The sequence below is a fragment of the Flavihumibacter cheonanensis genome, from assembly GCF_022352215.1.
Lineage (GTDB): Bacteria > Bacteroidota > Bacteroidia > Chitinophagales > Chitinophagaceae > Flavihumibacter > Flavihumibacter cheonanensis.
In genome coordinates this window covers 1-289 of the sequence record NZ_JAKRWF010000078.1, presented here as the reverse complement: position 1 = coordinate 289, position 289 = coordinate 1, and the positions used below count along the sequence as shown (strand labels likewise).

Below are 289 nucleotides of genomic sequence, written 5' to 3'. Positions count from 1 at the left end.
CGGGCTGCGTTCGCGGGTACAAGGGCACGACGGCGGCGAGCCATCATGAGGGCATCATCCTGTTCTGGCCGGAGGCGTGCGAGGCCGAGGTGAGGCGCGTCAAGGACTCGCCGAACCTGTGGGGCTACTACGTGCTCGACGACAGTCCGGGCGATGCCCTGTCGGCCCTTCGCGCGATGTATGCGATCGTCCGCCGCGTTGACGGTCCGGCGAAGCGCCATCCCGTGTGCGCGGGGTACGGCAGCGCGGGCTCGCTGTGCAACCTGGCGCCGGGCGTCTGCGACATCAT

Annotated in this window: 1 protein-coding gene; it reads left to right on the top strand. The window is 69.6% G+C overall.

Translation table 11 applies throughout. The features are described from left to right. Window positions 1–289: hypothetical protein (locus MD536_RS21205; protein WP_239603788.1), on the top strand; the 289-nt coding region annotated here is incomplete at both ends.